At 56.3% G+C, this 19,798-nt stretch carries 14 protein-coding genes; 1 reads left to right on the top strand and 13 read right to left on the bottom strand.

What is annotated here, in order from left to right; all coding sequences use genetic code 11:
- Window positions 1–14 precede the first annotated feature (14 nt).
- The 11 genes from DMX11_RS03175 to DMX11_RS03225 form a co-directional block, all read right to left on the bottom strand.
- Complete coding sequence (locus tag DMX11_RS03175; RefSeq protein WP_110743179.1) at window positions 15–1,229, bottom strand: MFS transporter; 1,215 nt, start codon at window positions 1,227–1,229, stop codon at window positions 15–17.
- Between the two features lie 214 nt (window positions 1,230–1,443).
- Window positions 1,444–2,868, bottom strand: a complete 1,425-nt coding sequence (locus DMX11_RS03180; RefSeq protein ID WP_110743180.1) for an efflux transporter outer membrane subunit — start codon at window positions 2,866–2,868, stop codon at window positions 1,444–1,446.
- Window positions 2,858–6,010 (bottom strand): efflux RND transporter permease subunit, encoded by a 3,153-nt coding sequence (locus tag DMX11_RS03185; RefSeq protein ID WP_110743181.1) that lies wholly within the window; start codon window positions 6,008–6,010, stop codon window positions 2,858–2,860. Before DMX11_RS03185 ends, DMX11_RS03180 begins: the two co-directional genes overlap by 11 nt.
- A gap of 10 nt (window positions 6,011–6,020) precedes the next feature.
- Entirely contained in the window at window positions 6,021–7,151 is a 1,131-nt protein-coding gene (locus DMX11_RS03190) for an efflux RND transporter periplasmic adaptor subunit (RefSeq protein WP_110743182.1), read from the bottom strand.
- A gap of 509 nt (window positions 7,152–7,660) precedes the next feature.
- Complete coding sequence (locus tag DMX11_RS03195) at window positions 7,661–8,389, bottom strand: hypothetical protein (RefSeq protein WP_110743183.1); 729 nt, start codon at window positions 8,387–8,389, stop codon at window positions 7,661–7,663.
- Window positions 8,379–9,452 (bottom strand): MsnO8 family LLM class oxidoreductase, encoded by a 1,074-nt coding sequence (locus DMX11_RS03200; RefSeq protein ID WP_218278939.1) that lies wholly within the window; start codon window positions 9,450–9,452, stop codon window positions 8,379–8,381. Before DMX11_RS03200 ends, DMX11_RS03195 begins: the two co-directional genes overlap by 11 nt.
- Window positions 9,453–9,454: 2 nt before the next feature.
- A complete protein-coding gene (locus DMX11_RS03205) occupies window positions 9,455–9,931 on the bottom strand; it encodes a nuclear transport factor 2 family protein (protein ID WP_110743184.1) in 477 nt (158 codons plus the stop codon).
- A gap of 318 nt (window positions 9,932–10,249) precedes the next feature.
- Window positions 10,250–12,637 (bottom strand): membrane-bound PQQ-dependent dehydrogenase, glucose/quinate/shikimate family, encoded by a 2,388-nt coding sequence (locus tag DMX11_RS03210; RefSeq protein WP_110743185.1) that lies wholly within the window; start codon window positions 12,635–12,637, stop codon window positions 10,250–10,252.
- A gap of 135 nt (window positions 12,638–12,772) precedes the next feature.
- Window positions 12,773–14,287 carry an aldehyde dehydrogenase gene (locus DMX11_RS03215; RefSeq protein WP_110743186.1) on the bottom strand — a complete coding sequence of 505 codons (1,515 nt, stop codon included), beginning with the start codon at window positions 14,285–14,287 and terminating at the stop codon, window positions 12,773–12,775.
- Between the two features lie 247 nt (window positions 14,288–14,534).
- Window positions 14,535–15,632 (bottom strand): alkene reductase, encoded by a 1,098-nt coding sequence (locus DMX11_RS03220; protein WP_110743302.1) that lies wholly within the window; start codon window positions 15,630–15,632, stop codon window positions 14,535–14,537.
- A 39-nt stretch (window positions 15,633–15,671) separates the two neighbouring features.
- Window positions 15,672–16,178 carry a nuclear transport factor 2 family protein gene (locus DMX11_RS03225; RefSeq protein ID WP_110743187.1) on the bottom strand — a complete coding sequence of 169 codons (507 nt, stop codon included), beginning with the start codon at window positions 16,176–16,178 and terminating at the stop codon, window positions 15,672–15,674.
- Between the two features lie 261 nt (window positions 16,179–16,439).
- On the opposite strand from DMX11_RS03225, the gene DMX11_RS03230 reads away from it, so the two are divergent.
- The gene (locus tag DMX11_RS03230; RefSeq protein WP_110743303.1) at window positions 16,440–17,324 is read left to right on the top strand and encodes a LysR family transcriptional regulator; all 885 of its coding nucleotides are present in this window, start codon (window positions 16,440–16,442) and stop codon (window positions 17,322–17,324) included.
- A 73-nt stretch (window positions 17,325–17,397) separates the two neighbouring features.
- Here the strand turns inward: DMX11_RS03230 and DMX11_RS03235 are convergent, their stop codons facing one another.
- Window positions 17,398–18,648, bottom strand: a complete 1,251-nt coding sequence (locus tag DMX11_RS03235; protein ID WP_158286152.1) for a carbohydrate porin — start codon at window positions 18,646–18,648, stop codon at window positions 17,398–17,400.
- A 220-nt stretch (window positions 18,649–18,868) separates the two neighbouring features.
- Window positions 18,869–19,723, bottom strand: coding sequence for an acyl-CoA thioesterase II (locus DMX11_RS03240; RefSeq protein WP_110743189.1), 855 nt, complete (start codon window positions 19,721–19,723; stop codon window positions 18,869–18,871).
- Between the last annotated feature and the right edge of the window lie 75 nt (window positions 19,724–19,798).

The following is a 19,798-nucleotide window of genomic DNA, read 5'->3' on the forward strand; positions in this document are numbered from 1 at the left end:
CGGGCCGCAGGGCGCTACTTCTCAGGCACACCCACCCTGTCCTTGCCCACTAGCAGATACCCCAGCGACATCGCGACTACCCCCAACATTACCGCTGAGGCGTTCTCCATACCTAAGGCATCCACCAATGCGCCCATACCGATGATGCCGATCGCACTCCCCAAATATCCGGCGAGATAGAAAAGCGATCCCAAAGCAGCTCTGTGAGTACCAGGAGCCAGCGATGTGAAAACACCCATTGCGCCCACGAACGTCGCGCCATATCCCACCCCTGCGAGGACAGTGAAGAGTACGAAGATTGATGGCTGATGTACGTACAAGGCGACCAGGCACCCCACCCAGGCCGCGCATATCAACGCCCCTCCACTGCCCATGGCGAGTTCAGGTCTGACGCGTCGGCAGAAGAATTGCGTAATCCCCGCTGTCGCCTGGAACGCGGTAACAAGTAAACCTGCCGAGGCATGACTGTGCGCTGAGACCTCCGTCAGCGTGCTGATGATCATCGAAGGCCCTAATGCGACGAAAACCGATCCAACTGACCATGCGACCACCAGGATCAATGAGATCCGGGTGAACGCCCGCCAGCTACCTCGCATTTGTTCGTCAAGGGTCAAGCGCACACTGCCGTCGCTTGTTTTGGGAAGGTGATGCACAACCTCCCCGCTCCACTGCACGCGACACAACCCAATTGCAGTCAATATGGCCAGGCAAGCGTTAAGTACAAAGGGACTGAGCGTAGGGTAAAAATCAACGGCGATGGCAGCTGAGCTCAGCACCGGCCCCAAGGCTGCGCCGGACGTGAAGGACACGGTGGCCAATACCGCTGCATGCCGCTTGCGGTCTTGAGCATCAAAACCAACCAGCGCCGCATTGGCGCTGCCGGTAAGTGCACCCGTCCCTACCCCGGCCAAAAAGCGTCCCAGGAAGAGCCCATCGAGCTCCGTCGAAAATGCGAATACCAATGACCCTGCCGCCACAGCGAACAGTGCCGGTACCAAGACACAGCGGCGATCCTCCAAGCGGTCGGAAAGCCTTCCCAGGACTGCCAATGCCAACAAGACGCCGATGGCGTAAACGGCAAAAAGCGAGGTCAGGGTTGTCGACGAGAAATGCAGGTTCGCTTGATAAAGACCGTACAAGGGGGATGGGGCTGTACTGCCTACGAGCGCGCTCAAAATGGCCAGGGAAACAAGCAAGCGAGCTTTAGCCAAAGAGTGATGTGCAGACACGAGTTAACCACTTCGCTAATCGGGGATGCGCTGACTATACCGATGCTTAGCCTGCTAAGCATTAGCCTGAAAGTTAATTCTGCTCGCTCGAATCGCACTGAACCCTTCCCGGGGGTGGGCGTTGTATGGACGGATTACCCTAGCGAAAGCGCGCAAAAAAGAAGGCGCCCCTTAGGCGCCTTGAAGAGACTCCCACCAAAGGAGATCGGGAGTTTTACTGCTGTGCTACAGGTGGTTTCTGGGAGACCTCAGACCACCCTCCACCCAGCGCTTTGTACAGCTGGACTTGGGACGTAAGTTGAGCAAGGTGGTCGGTCAACAGCTGTTGCCGTGCAGACAAGAGTTGACGTTGGGCATCAAGCAGAGCCAGGTAGCTATCCACCCCCTCGTCATAGCGCTGCTGCGCCATCTGGTTGTATTCCTCGAAGGTGCGCACCAGGTCACGCTGGCTCTCTATCTGCTCCCCCCAGGTTCCCAACGCAGCCAGGCCATCCGCCACTTCGCGGAAGGCGGTCTGGATTACCGACTCATAGTTTGCAATGCCAAGATCCTTCTGGATTTTCGCGTAGTCCAGACTCGCCTTGAGTCGCCCGCCATTGAAAATGGGCAGATTGATTTGAGGGGCAAAGCTCCAGCTTTCCGAACCTGCATCAAACAGACCGCTAAGTCGGCTGCTGGCGGTCCCTGCGGCCCCGGTCAACGTGATGCTCGGGAAAAACGCCGCACGAGCAGCGCCAATATTTGCATTGGCCGCAAGCAGCTGATGCTCGGCAGCACGGATGTCCGGGCGCTGCTGTATCAGCTCCGCGGGTAGACCTGCTGGTATGTCTGCGAGCAAGGGTTTGTCCAGATCTACGCCGCTCAGGTTTGCCGGCATATCCGTCCCTAGCAACAGCCGCAAAGCATTCGCGTCCTGGGCAACCTGGCGGGTGAATGCTTGAACCTGCCCGCGTGCGCTGTCTACGAGCGTCCTTGCCTGTCGCACATCGAGATCCGACGCAGTACCTGCCTCGCTACTGGCTTGTACCAGATCCAGGTTGTGCCTGTAGTTTTGCAGTGTCGACTGGGTAACCTCCAGAAGCTGCTGATCCGTGCGCCATGTGAAATAAGCGATCGCAACGTTGGCGACCAAGCCCAACTGCACGCTCCGTTGCGTTTCTTCGCTCGCGAGATACGTTTCCAGCGCACTCAGATCAAGGCTACGTACTCGGCCCCAAACGTCCAGCTCGTAGCTCGTCAGCCCTACCTGAAGACTGTTATCTCCCGAGGTGATGTGTTGACCCGTTGTTGAAAGGTCCCCCGGGGTTCGGGAGCGCCCAGTGCGCCCGTCAACGCCAATCTCAGGCAGCAGCGCCGCCCCTTGGATGCGGTACTGGGCGCGGTATGCGTCCACATTCAGTGCCGCTTTGCGCAGGTCGCGGTTGTTGGACAGAGCCAAATCCACCAGCTCATGCAAGGCGGGGTCTTTGAAGAAGGTTTTCCAATCGATCCTCGCTACGCCTCCTGAAGATGGGGCCGCATAAGCGGCGCCCTCAGGAAAGGTGCTGGGAACCGGGGCCTCGGGCCGTTGATAATCGGGGATCAGGCTGCAGCCACCCAATGTCATCGCCAACACCAACAGCAGGGGTTTATGCGTCATGATGAGCGCCCTCGTGGATAGCTACGCGCACAGCCCCACGCTGCCTTGACTTGAACACTTTCGTCACAGCCACGTAGAACAACGGCACAAAGAAAATGGCCAGGAATGTTGCTGCGAGCGTACCTCCGACCACCGCAGTACCAATCGAATGCTGACTGCCACTGCCCGGCCCGTAAGCGCGTGCAAGAGGCAACGTACCCATCACGAACGCGATGGAAGTCATGATGATTGGACGCAGCCGCAGACGCGCTGCCTCAGTTGCAGCCTGCACCAGAGTGCGGCCCTGGTTTTCGTAGAGGTCTTTTGCGAACTCGACGATCAGGATGGCGTTTTTCGCTGCAAGCCCCATGGTCGTCAACATGCCGACCTGGAAGAACACATCATTGGAAAGGCCTCGCCCGAGGGTTGCGGCGACCGCACCAAGCACCCCGAGCGGCACAACGAGCATGATCGATACGGGCACCGACCAGCTTTCATAAAGAGCTGCAAGGCAGAGGAACACGATCATCAGTGAAAGCACATACAGTGTGATCGCTTGAGAACCTGCCGCTCGTTCTTCATAAGAAAGCCCAGTCCAGGACACTCCAAAGCCATTTGGCAGCTGCGAAGCGACCCGTTCAATCGCTGCCATGGCATCCCCTGTGCTGTAGCCCGGTGCTGGCTGTCCCAGCAACTCAACAGAAGGAATGCCGTTATAGCGCTCCAGCTTGGGCGAACCATAGACCCACTGACCACTGGCGAACGAGGAGAATGGCACCATCTGCCCAGCCGCATTTCGCACGTACCATTTGTCAAAGTCTTCCGGCGAAATCCGAGCGTCCATTTCACCTTGGACATACACCTTTTTCACACGCCCCTTGTCGACGAAGTCGTTGACGTAGGTGGAACCCCAAGCAACAGACATCGTGTCATCGATCGACTCGATCGAAACCTGCAGTGCCCGCGCCTTCTCATCATCAATGGTCACCTGGTACTGAGCCTCATCAGCGAGCCCGTTAGGCCTGACGATGGCCAGCGCAGGCTCTTTGGCCACCAGCTTGAGCAACTGATCACGCGCCTCCATCAGCGCAACATGGCCTCGAGCACCGTTGTCCTGGAGGAAAAGATCAAAGCCCGTCGCGTTACCCATTTCCATGATGGCAGGGGGGACGATTGATACGACATTCGCATCTCGGACAGTGCTGGCAAAGCGCGTTATCCGCTGAGCAATGGCAAAGGCTGAGTTTTCACTGTCAGTACGCGCCTCGAACGGCTTGAGTCGCACCCAGATCACGGCAGAGTTCTGCCCGCGACCCGCGAAGTTGAAACCACTGATATTGAACGCGGAGACGACACCGTCTTTCTCCTCTTCCAACAGATACGTTCGAACTTTATCGATGACCGTCTGGGTGCGTTCAGCACTGCTGTTGGGCGGTGTCTGAATCTGCACAATCAGCAATCCTTGGTCTTCATCCGGCAGGAAGGCAGACGGCAGATTTCTGAACATGGCGACGACGCCAAGCAGCAGCAATGCATAAATCACGAAGGTTCGTTTGGGGTTGCGCAAGATCCTGGAAATCGAGGACGCATAGCGATCAGTGTTTCGTTCGAAGACGCGGTTGAACCACGCGAAGAAACCGGTTTGCTTCTTCTGACCACCGGCATGCGCCTTGAGCATGGTTGCGCAGAGTGCCGGAGTGAACACCAACGCGACCAGTACGGAGAGCCCCATCGCGGTGATGATCGTGATGGAGAACTGCCGGTAGATGATCCCTGCGGAGCCGCCAAAGAAAGCCATCGGCATGAACACGGCACTAATCACCAAGCCGATGCCTACCAGCGCTCCGGAGATTTGCTGCATCGATTTGTAGGTGGCGTCACGTGGCGACAGGTGCTCCTCTTCCATCAGTCGCTCGACGTTTTCCACGACCACGATGGCATCGTCCACAAGCAGCCCGATCGCCAGCACCATGGCGAACATCGTCATCACGTTGATAGTGAACCCACAGGCGTACAGCACGCCAAAGGTACCGAGCAGCACCACCGGCACCGCCAGGGTTGGAATCAAGGTCGCACGCATGTTCTGCAAGAACAGCAGCATGACCAGAAACACCAGAACGACTGCCTCGAACAGGGTATGCACCACCGAGTCGATCGAGGCTTTCACCGAGGGGCTGGTGTCGTAGGGGTAAACGACTTCTACGCCGGGCGGCAGGTAAGGTTTAAGCTGGTCGACAGTATTTTTGACGCGTTCGACGGTCTCCAGCATGTTCGCGCCGGTGGCCAAGCGCAACGCAATACCGGCTGCAGGTTTACCGTTGTAGTTGACGTCGTAGGAATAGGTTTCATTGCCCAGCACCACTTCGCCCAGATCCTTCAAGCGAATCTGAGAACCGTCCGGCTGCACCTTGACCAAAATTTCCTTGAACTCATCAGCGGTTTTCAACCGGGTTTTACCGATCACCGTCGCGCTCAGCTCAACACCTTTACGCGTCGGCAGTCCGCCAATAGCTCCGGACGAGACTTGGACGTTCTGCGCCGAGATAGCGGCGGTGACATCGCTGGGCATCAACTGGTAGCTATTGAGCTTGGCGGGATCAAGCCAGATCCGCATCGCATTCTGGAAGCCAAACACGAAGAAGTCGCCCACCCCTTGGGTACGGGACAGCGGATCCTGGAAGCTCGACACGATGATGTTGCCCAAGTCACCGTAGCTCAGCTTTCCATCCTTCGAATAAATGCTGACCAGCAGCATGAAGTTCACCTGGAACTTCACCACGCGGATCCCTTGCCGCTGCACTTCCGCCGGCAGGTTAGGCGTCGCAAGCTGAAGTTTGTTCTGAACTTGAACCTGCGCGATATCAGGATTGACGCCCTGGTCGAAAGTCACTGTGATTTCAACGCTACCGTCACTGTTTGCTGCCGAACTGATGTAACGCAGGCCATCCAGGCCGTTCAGTTGCTGCTCGATGACTTGCACCACCGTATCTTGAACGGTCTGCGCAGAGGCACCTGGGTAGGTGACGGTTATCTGCACGGCCGGCGCCGCGATATTGGGATATTGATTGACAGGAAGGCTGTGGATCGCCAGTGCTCCACCGAGCATGATCGCGAGCGCGATCACCCAGGCAAAAATTGGCCGATCAATGAAGAAACGAGACATTGTCGACCTCTCAGTTTGCCGTCAAAGCGGTGTTCACGTGGACGTTCGATGCAGGCTGCCCTTCGACGACCGAGTCCGCCTGGACGAACTGCAGCCCCTCGGTGATAACCCGTTCACCTGGCCTGACACCGCTGTCTACCAGCCAGGCGTTCCCTACCGTGCGCACAGTCTCGAGATCGCGCTGCTCTACATGATTGTCAGCAGTGATCACCCATACAGTCGCAACACCCCGGCTGTCCCTGACGATGGCCTGCTGAGGCACCAGAATGGCGTTTTCGCGGACCCCCTCTTTCACTTGGGCATGTACAAACATCCCAGGCAGCAGAGCACGTTCAGGATTGGGAAAAACAGCGCGCAAAGTGACCGAGCCGGTGCCTTGGTCAACGCTCACTTCGGAGAATTTCAAGGTACCGGCAAGCGGGTAGGCACTGCCGTCATCCAAGGTCAGACTGACCTCAGCCTGGTCAGTGCCCGAGGTTTTCAAATCACCCGACTTCAGTGCGCGCTTGAGGGCAAGGATACGGGTGATGGGTTGAGTGACATCGACATAAATCGGATCGAGCTGATTCACCGTTGCCATAGCGGCGGCCTGACCGTCAGTCACAAGCGCACCTTCAGTAACAGCGGATCTGCCAATGCGACCCGTGATAGGTGCAAGCACTTTGGTATATTGGACATTGATGTCGGCCACACGCTTGTCGGCTTCAGCCTGCTTCCACGCAGCCACGGCATCATCATGTTGCTGCTGACTCACCGCGCGCGCTTTCAGCAAACGCTCATAACGCTCGGCCAGATTGCGCGCGCTGCGCAGATTGGCCTCAGCCCTGGCTTGCTGAGCCACGTACGTGCGCGGGTCGATTTGATACAGCTGCTGGCCTTGTTTGACCTCAGTGCCTTCCGTGAACAATCGGCGCTCCAGAATGCCCGCAACTTGCGGACGAACTTCAGCGACGCGAAATGCGGAGGTTCGCCCAGGAAGGTCGGTACTCAAAGTCAGCGGAGCTTCCCGGACTGCGTAGTACCCCACTTTAAGCGCTGCAGGACTCGCTGCTTGATCCTGCGCAGAATCACAGCCCGTCAGCAGTAATGCAGCAGAAAGGGGCAAGACCCCTAACGCGGCCCGAGAAAACGATTTGTTCATAGAAACTCCGGTACGTAACCGCTTGCGCACACGCGTGCAAGCAAGAGCCTGAAGGCCCAAGCTCGCCTGGACGGTCATGTAGAAATTTGGCGCGAATGATGATGTCGACCGGAACAGAGCCCGGGCGCCATCGCTTGGGGGGAATTCTAATGCTCGTCCTGATTTTGATTAATCAGCTGGAATTCCAGTCATTTAATCCCTGTATTCCAATATAAAAATCAGACAAGACTCCGTGCGCGTGAATACGCCTGCGCATAGCGCTGTAGCAGTTGAGCGGCAGGTTGCAAAGAAACGGAGACTACGGGCGCTTGGCATGTTCCGAATCCTTTGAAGGAGTCCGGATGTTTGGCAAGGCGGTGAAGGGAGGATCAGCTTGAAGCGCAGGACAGCCTTGTGAAGACCAGAATCGATGAGCTGTAAAAATTGGAATGTGGCTGCTGTTCACCTTAGAGCATAGTGGGGCGCATACCACTTCTGGCCTGTAGCTGCGCCCCCGAACCGGACTGTTTTCAAAGAGGCGTATCACCAAAGTCGATGACCCGAGCGTCCTCGATGGACGGCATTGAGCGCGCGACATCGTCCGTAAGACGAAGCTTTACCACACGCACTCCAGCTGGCTCACCCATAACTGCGGTCACTACCGCATCGTATGCGGGGCTTCCTTCCGAGGCGACGACTTGGGCGGAAAGGTGACGCACCTCATTTCCGAGGGCACGCCGGACTGAATCACTCACTCCATTTAGTCCTCCCAGCTCTGCATGAACGCGCGCGAGGACACGATTGGTCGACCATGAGGTTTCATAGCTTGACCTTTTGTTCGAGAGGATCGGCGTTTTGTCGAGGGAGATAAAGCGCGGCGCCCCCGGCGAGAACTCGATTCGCGTTTCATAACTGATGATCGAGCCTTGCATACCCGCCTTCCCTGGCGCTTGGTAAGCGACAACCATATTCAACAGACCATCTCCATTTTCTGCAGTCGAGTAATTTGAGTGGATGATGTGATGGGCGCTGATTTTATCCGGTATCGATGCGAACCAAGCCACAAGTGACTGATGATCCTGGGCGAACACATGGTGCATCCGGTGACCGGATAGAAGAACGTTCGGATGGAACATTTTCAGGTGTTCATTGAGGTCACCTCCAGGTGCTTCCAGGAAGGCGAACCAACGATGGGCCAAATGCAGCGCTATGTGATTTGACGGTGAGAGGGCTTCAATCGGAAGGCTATCAAGCGTCATGCGCCCTCTCCTTGCATCCCTCTGCCTGAGCGAGCGAATGACTCACAACCTCACTTTTCCTCAGCGAATGGGCAATGCTGGTCAATGCATTCAGCCGGGAGGTCTCACCTGGCATCATGAGGTTGATCATGACCTCATCAGTACCATAAGCATCTGCCAGCTCACGTAGTTGGACCACGACATGATCAGCTGTCCCGTAGATGAGCCGCCCTTTGTTGCGCTCGCGAATCGCCAACTCATCCGATGACCAGTGATGGGCACGGGTACTCTCGATTGATGGCACCCGATCGAACGGGCTGGCACTCTCTGCGTAGGTAAGCCAGAGGTGAAAGGCCGCCGCATAATCCTTGGCTTCTTCAGGCGTATCTCCGACTGCTACAAATACGGCTACGACCACCGAAGGTGATTGTGAAAAATCAGTCGGTTTGAAAGCCTGGCGATACGCGCTAGCTGCATGCGGCCCATCGCCACGAGGATTGATGAAATGGGCAAAGGTGAACCCCAGGCCTGCCTGCGCGGCGACTTCCGCCGTCGCCCCCGAAGCACCTAGAACATAAGGCTGAGGTTTGTTGCGGGTCTCTGGATGCGCGCGCATCCCCTCATAGCGCGAGTTGGGCATATGGTTCCCGGTCACGAACCCGAGCAAGTCGGCAACTTTGCGACCATAGGGGATCGACTCGCCTTTTTCATCATTGAGCGCCATGCTCGTGCGCCTGTCAGCCCCAGGGGCTCTACCGAAACCAAGGTCGATGCGCCCAGGGAACAGCGCTTCAAGCAATTGGTAATTCTCGGCAATTTTCAAACTGCTGTAGTTAGGTAGCAGCACCCCACCGGAACCCACCCTGATCGCCTTGGTTGCCGATGCGATACGCGACATGAGAATCTCAGGGGAATTGCTGGCAGTCGCTGGAGCACCATGGTGTTCCGAGACCCAGAACCTGTGGAATCCGCTTTCCTCCGCAAGCTGAGCCAGGCGCACGCTAGCCCCCAGCGCATCGACAGGAAGCAGTCCCTCATCCACCGGAGAGTAGTCAAGAATGCTCAGCTTCAATGGCGTGTGCATATTCACGCTCCTTCCGTTTGGCCGGATACTTGCTCAGGGTTGCTGCGATCAGGCCAGACGACCTCCAATCGAGTACGCGTGATGCGCCACTCGCCATTGATTCGCTTGTACTCATCGGCGTACAGCCCTAGCAGCAGTAACGGGTTTGGATCAGGCTTTGAAGCAGTCTCGAAGTCGATGAGGTAGCAGCGCCCCTCGGCAGTATCAGGCCCGGTCAACTTGATCCAGTGATTGGTGATTGCGTGCATGAACGGGAAGCTGCGCCGGTTATCCCGGTCGTAGAGTGCAAAGGCCTCCTGCAAACCGGATTTGATCGCCTCAATCCCCTCCATTTTTCCGACAGTCACCTCAACCACAGCGTCCGCCGCGAAGACCTCGCTTAGGGCCTGGATGTTGTTACCGTCCAGGTGATGGGCGTAAAGCGTTCTGAGATCGCGAATGGCTTCACGATCGATAAGCTGTTGAATAGCATTTTCCACGAAATGTCCTCCAATGAGAGTGGGAGACCAGGGCTATGCAAGCGCTTGCGCAAACGGCGAAGGCCTTCTGACCACCTGCCTGAAGGCCGGTGAGTTTCAGCCAGCTGCTGCGCCCAGTCATCAGAGCTCTACTCTAAAAGGGATCGCGGAAAAGATAATCGGGCTCCGATTCCAAACATTCAGGAATGACAGGACAGAATGAGTGGGCATCGGCGGGGGGCGCTGATCAATGTCGATGCAACGCTTCGTGAAGGCGGGGATGGAGCGGCGTCGGGTCCGCCGAGGCCACCTCAGGGTTGAGGTGACCTCGACGGCTTGTTACTGCTGTTTAGGCAACGTGTAGGCGATCAACAGATCGCTTCGATCCGTTGAGCTACGTGCACCGCCGGCACTGACAACCACGAATTGCCGATTGCTAGACGGTGAAACAAAGGTCATAGGTGTCGCTTGCGAACCCACTGGCATGCGAGCTTTCCAGAGCTCTTCACCGGTGGATTGATCGTACGCCCGCAGGAAATAGTCCTGAGTGCCTGCAAAGAAGACCAGGCCTGAACGCGTCGAAACGGTACCGCCGATGGTTGGCATGCCAATCGGGAAAGGCGCCCGGACTTTGACACCCGCGATTGCAGTATCCTGGACGGTGCCTGCAGGACGCTGCCAGATGACCTCCCGCGTCTTGAGATCAATACCGGTCACAGTCCCATAAGGAGGGGCTTGGCACGGAACGTCTATCGGGGAGACAAAGGACGAGTTGGTCACAACGAATGGCGTGCCACGCATAGGAGCGAACTCCGAGTGGGGCTTACCGTTACCATTGGTCTCATGATGTTCGCTCGGGATCAGCTGCACGCGAAGCGGTATCCGGATGTCGTTGACGACCATCACGCCAGTATCTTCGTTGATAGAGACACTACCCCAGTTCATGCCGCCAAAATTACCAGGGTGCTGAAGGCTCGCAGTGGTGCCTGGTGGTGTGAAGGCACCCTCGTATCGCAACGATCTGAACTGGATGCGGCAGAGCAACTGATCGTAGATTGTGGCGCCCCACATGTCCTGCTCAGTCAGTTTTTCCTGGCCGATGTAAGGCATGCCCACCGAGAACGGCTGGGTCGGCGCCGTTTTGTCGCCAGCCAGTTCTTGTTGCGGGACGCTTCGCTCGACCACTTCAGTGATTGGTTTACCCGTCTCCCGATTGAGCATGAAAATGTTGCCGGTCTTGGTCGTTTGGATCAACGCCGGTTGGTTGCCGCCATTGCCATCCGGGACATCATACAGAGCGGGTTGCGAAGGAATGTCATAGTCCCAGATGTCGTGATGAACAGTCTGGTAAGCCCAGCGCTCTCGCCCAGTCTTGTAGTCCAGCGCGACAACTGAGGACGCGTAGCGATTGGCCGCCTCAGAGCGATGCCCGCCCCAGAAATCAGGGGTAGAGTTGCCTAACGGTACATAGACAAGCCCCAGTTTGGAATCGTAGGCAGCAGTCGACCACATGTTGGGCGTTCCGCGGGTGTACGTTTCACCCGGTGGTGGATACTTGGTGATCGATGGATTGCCCAAATCCCATGCCCACTCCAGCTCACCCGTGGCAGCGTTGAACGCGCGGATGACGCCAGACGGTTCCTTGGTTTCCAGGTTGTCGTAGACCCAGCCACCGACAATCAAGAGGTTGCCAGCGACAGTGACGGGAGAAGTGCCCATGTAGTAGGTGGGTTTAACCTCGCCCATGCCCTGCTTGAGGCTAACCTGGCCATTCATACCGAAGCTTTGGCACTCTTGGCCTGTCTTGGCATCAAGAGCGATCAGTCGCGAGTCGAGCGTGGAGAGAATCACCCGTTGCGGGCAATCCTGAACCGCGGTCGAGGCACTGCGCACAGCATCAGAGACCTCAGTGGCGTCGTAATAGCTGACACCGCGGCAACGGTTCCAGACCTTTTGGTTTTGCACTTTGGCATCGTAGCGCCAGATTTCCTTACCGGTGTTCGCATCCACCGCGAAGACCTTGTTCAAAGGGGTGCAGATGTAAAGCGTGTCGCCCACCTGAACCGGAGTGTTCTGGTTTTCAGAACCTGCATCAGCAATCTCTCCGGTACGGAACGTCCACGCCACTTCAAGGTTGGAAACGTTCTCTGGGGTGATCTGCTCAAGCGGTGCGAAGCGGGTTCCAGTCGGCGTACGTCCATAATGTTGCCAGTTGCCGTTTACAGCTTTATCGGCCGCGCCACTAGCGACCGCAGGACGAGCCGGCCCCTGGATAACGCCATGTGGGAAGAACATCGCGATGAAGCCGGCGACCAGCAGCACTGACGTGACCCCTGCACCTCCCACCCACACTTTCCGACGCTGCGTGAAGCCCACCTTCGAGGCCAGCAGCAGTACAGGAATCAGAAGGAGCAGGAACCCTGCCAGGCGTGGCACCATCGGCCAAAACTGGAGCCCGACTTCGTAGAGCGACCATGCGATGGCAGTTGCAGTGAGCCCCAGATAAACCCAGACACCCAGCTTTTTACGCTGAAAGAATCCGTAGGCCGATACAACGAGCAATACTCCGGTGAGCAGATAGAACAAGGATCCGCCGAGCCAGGCAAGGTATACCCCACCTACGAGTAACGGAGCGGCGAGCACCAAGAGTAAACCGCCAAACCAGAGAGGTAGCTTAGACAGAACAAGTGTGCTCACTTGATCGGTGACGTCTTTTTGGAATTGCATGTGCGCACCTATTGTTTTTTTCGCGCTTTGGGATCGTACACAGAGCAGCTCTCAGCCCCCATACGCGAGGAATCTGAGAGCCTATTGCGACGCAGTCTTAATGAGGTTCGTGTGGCCCGTTGGGCGGGCAAATCATTAGCTCTTTAGCAGCACTGCGACTGATTTGGTCTCGGTGTAATGCTCAAGCCCGCTAAGGCCCATTTCCCGGCCAATGCCAGACTCCTTGAAACCGCCAAAGGGCAAAGAGGGGTCTATCTGGTTGTGACTGTTGACCCAGATGATCCCTGCCCGGATGCGCGCGGCGAGCGCATGCGCTTGGGTGACGTTCTGTGTCCAGATACTGGCGGCCAGTCCGTACTCCGTGTTGTTGGCTTCACGCGCCAGATCGTCGAGGCTCTGGTTGGAGATCTTCATCGCGGAGATCACCGGGCCAAAGATCTCTTCTCGATAAACCGTCATTCGATGATCGACGTTGGCGAGCAGAGTAGGTTTGTAGAAGAACCCCTCCCCGTCCATCTCACTGGCACCGCAGATCACCTTCGCACCTTCACTGACACCGGTGCGGACGAGTTCACTGACGCGACCAAGCTGGCGCTGGGAGATCAAAGGGCCGATCTGCGTCGCCCTATTCAGCCCATGCCCGAGCTTCATCTCGGAAATGAATTCAGCGACACCGTTGATGACATCGTCGTATACATCTTCGTGGATATAAAGTCGGGAACCCGCAGTACAGGCCTGACCACTGTTCAGCATGACGGCTTGAGCAACACCAGGAATGGCGGTAGACAGGTCAGCATCCGGGAAGACGATGACAGGGCTCTTGCCACCCAGCTCAAGCGTTACTCGCTTGAGCGTCTTGGCTGCTGCCGATGCGATTGCTTTGCCGGTTGCGGTACTGCCAGTGAAGGCGATTTTGTCCACCAAAGGACTGTTAACCAAGGCAGCGCCGCACCGGCCATCCCCCGTCACTACGTTCAGCGTGCCAGGCGGAAGCCCTGCTTCCTCACAAATGGCCGCCAGACGCAACGCGGTGAGAGGCGTGTCCTCCGCTGGCTTGAGCACAATGGAGCAACCCGCAGCCAGCGCAGGAGCCAGTTTCCAGGCAGCCATAAGCAGTGGGACATTCCAAGGGATGATCTGCCCAACAACGCCGACTGGCTCATGGGTCGTGTAGGCATGCCACTCGCCGGCCAAGCCTACAGGCACGGACAGCCCGTTAAGCTTGGTGCACCACCCGGAATAGTAGCGGAAATGCTCGGCTGAGTTCCGCACATAGGCATCTTTGACAATGCCGTAGGGCGACCCCTCATCGAGAACTTCGAGCTCTGCCAGCTCTTGCGAGTATTTGTCGATCAGTTCGCCAATCCGCCAGAGCACCTTGCTTTTTTCAGAGCCCGAAAGTTTGCGCCAGGCACCAGAGTCGAATGACTTACGAGCAGCGCTGACAGCTTTGTCGACGTCGGCTTGATCACCGTCCGCAACCTCAGCGATGACTTTTCCCGTAGCCGGGTCGAATACTTTTCTTCGTGCCCCGCTCTGGGCGTCTTGCCACTGACCCTCGATGAACAGCTTGTGAGATTTACCGAGGAAGCTGGCTGCTTCACTCGAGATGGCAGGGTAAGAGAGATCGATCACATCATGCGCAGGCATAGCATCTTGCTCCGGCTCTGGAGGGTTCAAACGAACCTCATGTTGTATTTTGGTTGCCGATACCGAACCTAACCAATTCTGCGATTCATGACCAATGGAAAAAATGCGGATTTAGATACGAAAACCGTATCGCGCCAAGCGCGTAGCCCACCCCCCCGGCCGAATCCCGCCTTAAAATAGAAAAGGCAGTGGGCACGGATACCCACTGCCCCTTCATCAAGGCGACATTCAGGCTCAGGTGGACACGTCAGGAATGGCCGCCATAGGGCGGATAGTCAATGTATCCTTCATCCCCTCCTCCATAGAAAGTCGCACGGTCAAACGGGCTGAGCGGCAAGCCGCGCTTGAATCGATCTACCAGATCGGGGTTGGAGATATAGGGGCGACCGAAAGCAGCAAGGTCGACAAGCCCATCATCCAGCATGGCCTGGGCAGTTTCTTGTGTCAGCGATCCCGCGAACATCAATGTGCCGCGGTAGACCTCCCGGAACTCGCGAACAAATTCACGGTTCATGAGGTTTCCGCAGAGTGAATCCTGATCACTCAAATGCACATAAGCCAGGTCTCGCGAATTCAATGCTGCCGCCGCCGCCAGCCACGTTTCACGCTCATCCGCAAACGCTGGCATGGCTGACAAACGCCCGAAAGGCGCCACCCGCAGACCTACTCGGTGACTGCCAATCGCTGCTGAAATCATATCTACCGTTTCCAACAAGAAACGCAGCCTGTTCTCAATGCTGCCGCCGTACGCGTCAGTGCGCGTATTCAATCCGCCATTGATGAATTGCTCAAAGATATAGCCGTTGGCGCCGTGAATCTCGACACCATCAAACCCTGCAAGGATTGCATTTTCAGCTGCCTTGACGAAGTCTTGCGACACCCTGGCTACCTCAGCGGCAGGCAACGCCCGCGGGCGCGTTACCTGAACCTGACCCGGCTCACCATCGGCGGTATAGCCGTAGCACGTAGTGTTTTCGGCCAAGGTATCGACTGACGAAACTGGAGCGTTGCCATTGGGCTGCAAGGACGTATGAGAGATACGACCAACGTGCCAGAGCTGAATGAAAATCTTACCGCCCGCTTCGTGAACCTGGTCGGTAACTCGCTTCCAACCAGCGACCTGTTCTGGAGAGAAAATGCCTGGCGTGAAGAGATAGCCTTGACCCTCCTGGGTTATCTGCGCCCCTTCTGTGATGAGCAAACCTGCACCAGCGCGTTGGCGATAATAGGCCGCGGTGCTGGCATTGGGCACAGTGTCCTTGGCTCTCGACCTGGTCATTGGCGCCATTACGACGCGCGAGGTTAATTGAGTGCCCGATAGATCGTAGGGAGTCAACAACGTCATTTTTTGCCTCTGCGAATGCATGCCACAATAGGGTTCGTCTTACCAAGACTCTTTTTTGAAAGGGGCTTCAACCCAGCCCTTTGCCCAAGGGGATGACTGCTCGATGGTTCCGGTCATGGATTGGAACAACCACGCCCCATTTATTTTCACTAAATGGTCGGTGTAGTTTCCAGCGAGCAGAAATGCTTCGCCTTTGGCGTCCGCACCGTCAGTGCGCATTGTCAACAAGCAGACGAGATTGAAGTGGGCAACCGCACGATCGCCCTGATCACTGATTTCAATGCGCGGCGCAAATATGTCGTGCTGACTCCACAAAATGCCTTTGCTCAAATTTTTACAGTGTGCTCGGATTGCACCTTGACCGCGGACATCACCCCCCACACCTTTGATGATCCATTCCCCGTCTTCGGAGAACAAGGCGGCAATGCTATCAGGGTCATAACCATTATCTAAATGAAAGGCGTATCGGTATTTAAGTTCTTTGATTTTTTCCCGATCCTCCAGTTGCTCAAGACGCTGTTCGATGGAGCGAGGCTGTGGCGACATAGGTGGCTTTTCCTTGTTGTTATTAGCAATCCAGCAATGTGCATCGGTGAAAAATGCAGTCGGCCCTTGGCATGACCAAACTGCCACACACACTTACAACGTAGCGATCGCAGCGATGTTTGACTAATAGAGTTTTTTGCTTTATTGATACAAAAACCGAATCACAAAATAAAATAGCCAAATGCCATGAATCCTTCCCTTGCCAGCCCCAGCGCCAAAACTTATAGCCTTTTCAAGCGGTTAAAGTACCGACACCTTTTCATGTTGGCGACTTTGGGCAACTGCCAGAATCTGCATCGGGCCGCCGAGACACTCAACATGTCCCAGCCCACCCTTACCCGGATGCTTCAGGAAGTAGAAGATGCGTTTGGGTGCGCACTGTTCGAACGCCAACCTCGAGGGGTCGTGCCCACCCCGGTGGGCGAAGAACTCTTGAAATTCGCCCATTCAGCGCTCAATAGCCTTGATCGCTGCGTAGAAGACCTGACCGCCAGGGCGGAGGGTGGCTACGGCCATCTAGCCGTAGGTGTCGTCATGGGTAGCGCACTCGATCGGGTGGTCTCGACGATCGCGACCATGAAAAGCGCCTCACCTCATCTGGGAATCCGGATGATGAGTGACACCAGCGACGTGCTGATAGAGATGCTGGAGCAGGAGCGGCTGGATGTGGCGATTGCGCGTCTAGGCACCCCAGGCGATAGGTCCAGATTTGAATTCGAACCCCTCGGTAACGATCGTCTGGTCATGGCGGTGCGAAGTGGACACCCACTGGCAACGCACGCCCCTGCGAAGATGGAGGACATTCTTCAGAAATGGACGTGGCTCCTTCAACCAGCAGCGAGCCCAGGGCGAAAAGCCGTGGAGCGCTGGTGGGCGGACAGGGATCTACTCCCTCCCTCCAAAACGATCGAGTGCTCGTCCATTTGGGCGATGCTGCAGCTCGTGCAATTAACGGATGCGGTCATGGTGTTAAGCGAAGCAGTGATCAATGATCACGTCCGTACAGGGCTGATCACTGTCCTCACAGGGTACGTTATCGAAGGTTTACCGCCCTATGGAATCATTTTGCGCAAGGGCATGGGAAGGAGCCGAGAGCTTCAGAACTTCTTGAGCCATCTGCAACAATCTGCACCTGTTGAAGGCTAATGATCCTGCAAGTATCAGGGGCCCTGCGCGAACTGCACGTGGCCCCTGGGCAACCCAGCCCTGAAGCTACAGGCTAGAAACTCGCTCTGACCATGAGACCCAGCAAGAACGCGTTATCGACCTCATCCACTGCGCCAGGGTGAACGATGTACTGCACGTTGGGACGCACGGTCAACCAGTCCGTGATCTTCACGCCGTAGTAGATCTCGCTACTGTATTCGTCCGTCTGAACGGGGGTAAAACGCGGGTCATCGTAGCGGGTGACCTGATTGTAGATGTTTACATGGCGCTGGTGTGCCGTCACATTCGAGGCAACGCTCAACCCCCCGATCGCGACTCCGATCGAGTCGTCGGGACGAGAGACAAACGGGCCATTGATGATAAGACCGATGTTGTAATGCCTGGCGACGAATCCAGTATCGCGATCATTCCAGAACCCTTCCGAAAAGACCTCGATCTTGCGGTGCTGATCTCCGCCAACATGGCCCACCGTCTGGCGCGCGACATACCACCAACCTTTGCGCCCCCGATGCGACTGGTAGCGAGTGTCGGGCTCGAACGCATGCTCATGGCCATCCGCGTTGTAGCGCAGGTCATCGGCGTCAGTGGTGTTATAGAAAGCGCCAAGCCTGAACTCCGCGGGCTGGCCAAATAACGCGCGTTTAGGCGTCCAAATGACCTCAGCGGGTATAAGAGCACCTTCCGCGCCACGGGTACTCACTTTGAAGGCATTGTCATTTTCTAAAAGGGTCGGGTTCTGCTCGAAGACTCCAGCCTGGACAGCGACATCATCAAGAAACTGATATTTGACTGCGGTCGCCCACTGACCGATCGGGAAGTTATACCAGTCATCCCCATGCCAGTTCCCGCCTGAATTACCGCAAAAAATCAGGTTTTGAAAATCGCAATCAAACTGACCGAATTCCTCTGGCCCGAATCGACCCATTCTGAAATACAAGTTAGGTTTTCCCAAGCGGGTTTCGAGGTAGAGCTGAGACAGCCGCGTAACACTACCACGCCCATACACGTTCTGCGTCTGGGTCAATGAACCTGATCGCGGGTCAGTCAACCGCTCCTTGGCCAACTCCTCGCCATTACGATCAATTAGCGTCATGACAAACTTTGAAGAAGATGCGCCTAGCAGTTTGTCCAAGTCAGCACTGACCGAAAACATGTACTGATCGGCGTAGGCGAGTTTCTTATCCTTGTCGTAGCCACCGTGCGCATTGTACGCACTGTCACTTCTGTAATTGAGGTCGAAGTCGACACCTTTCTGGTGTAGCTCGTCTCTCAGGCCACCCCAGCTACCCAACATCCATGGCATTGAAGTAGAGGTCGTCTCTGCGATACAGGTTGCAGGCACACTTAAAAACAGGGCGAACGCAGTGCTCGCGCACTTAATCTCAGGCGCAGAAAATCTCATATTTTTTGTTTCCCTTCTTGAATGGTACCCTCTAGGCACCAATTATTATTTTTGAGTCAGAAGAGCGTTTTGAGCATGCAAAAAAATAGCGACCCCAAACGTGAGGCCGCTGATAGAGAAATCAGAGTTTCCGAATAAGTCCTTCTTGTGCAACAGAGGCAATAAGCCGCCCTTGCTGGTCAAAAATCGAGCCGCGCGAAAGGCCTCGGCCCGCCCCACTCCAAGGGCTGTCATTGACATACAGGAGCCACTCGTCCACGACGCAATCGCCGTGGAACCAAATCGAATGATCCAGACTGGCAACCCGCATGTCTCGCTGCATATCGGAAACGCCATGCGGAAGCAAAGACGTAATCAGCAGGGCCGTATCACTGGCATAAGCCAGCAAGCTTCGATGAACGTCAGTATCGCGAGTGGTGAGCTGCGCAAACCTGAACCAGAAACTCTTTTGCGGCGCACGAGCCTTGGGAGCGCTAGGATCAATAGGCTCTACCGGTCGGATCTCCAGCGCATTGGCGGCTTCGTGGCGACGTTTGATCTCTTCGATCAAATCAGCATCCCCGGCCAGGAGTTCCAGCTCCGTCGGCAAGGCAGACGGAACGGCGACCTCAGGCGCGCAGTGCTGGTGGTGAAACCCCTCTTCAACAGTATGAAATGAACCATCTCCAACGAAAATGACTTTCGAATCCTGCCAGGCTGTGAGCCGTCTGCGGCTGAAGCTTCGACCGTCCTGAACGGTCTCGACCTCATACATCACGGGCGCGTCCGCACGCCCTGGACGCACGAAGTACCCGTGCAGGGAATGCAGTTTTTTATCTGCCAGCACCGTACGCGTCATCGCCATCGCTGCCTGGCCTAATACCTGCCCACCAAAAAGCTGAGGTAATCTCAGGTCCTGGCTCTCACCTTTGAATACATTGGCCTCCACCTCCTCCAAAGCGAAGATGGCGGCTAACTTCTCTGCCGGCGTACTCATCTAGACTCGCCTCGCTGGCGCGCGCATGGACAGGCAAAAGGCGGGAGACAACCTACCCACCCTCACGCCCATGCA

The organism is Pseudomonas sp. LB-090624, from assembly GCF_003205205.1.
In the GTDB taxonomy this organism is placed as follows: Bacteria; Pseudomonadota; Gammaproteobacteria; order Pseudomonadales; family Pseudomonadaceae; genus Aquipseudomonas.